The 750-nt window shown below is 30.3% G+C and carries 1 protein-coding gene; it reads right to left on the reverse strand.

What is annotated here, in order from left to right; all coding sequences use genetic code 11:
* Positions 1–21: 21 nt before the first annotated feature.
* Positions 22–213: a (2Fe-2S)-binding protein gene (locus tag ACS8FD_RS19900; protein ID WP_299220789.1), complete on the reverse strand. Its 192-nt coding sequence runs from the start codon at positions 211–213 to the stop codon at positions 22–24.
* Positions 214–750 lie beyond the last annotated feature (537 nt).

Below are 750 nucleotides of genomic sequence, written 5' to 3' on the forward strand. Positions count from 1 at the left end.
TTGGCATAACAATTGCATCATTTAAACCGCATAAGCCAATATATCGAGTTTGGCATGATGCTCGTTTAAATAGTCATTCACCATGGGTTCACAGCATCCACAACAAGTAGCAACATCAAGAGAGTCTTTTAAACCCTCAAGGGTATCGACTCCTGAAGCGATAGCCGCTTGAATTTGCTTCTCTTTTACATCGTTACAGATACATACATACATAGTTTGCTCCTATCACTATAGCTAGTTAGTATTGTTTATAATAACGATAATTATTACCATTTACAATGACTGTTTTGACAACAATTTTCAATAACGATTTATTTGGTGTGCCTAATTGGTAGGCGTTGGTAATGCTACAAAAACATAAAAAATAAGTTTACTGATATCAAAATATAGAAAAATATATTTATATATCCGTAAATATTAATATATTGCCGATGAACGGTGTTAAAATACAGACGAGTGGGCATATAAAATATATTTTTACGTATATAAATATATATTTTATGTTATTATTGTTTTCAGTTGCTTAAATGTTTTTTATTGTTCGTTTAGCTTATCATTTATGTATACTTATGTATAAACCGAATGTTCAATTTTGGACTATAGCTGAAGTGATATTGGTTAGCTGACGTTAAATCGACTTTGTTTACAAGACCAATATAATTATGCTTCAAATCTTTTACTAAATGAATGCGTTTTAATGACTCGATTGATTAGATAGTAAGTTATCGGATACTACTGGGTAATGGATTA

This window comes from Psychrobacter sp. 1U2, assembly GCF_051847575.1.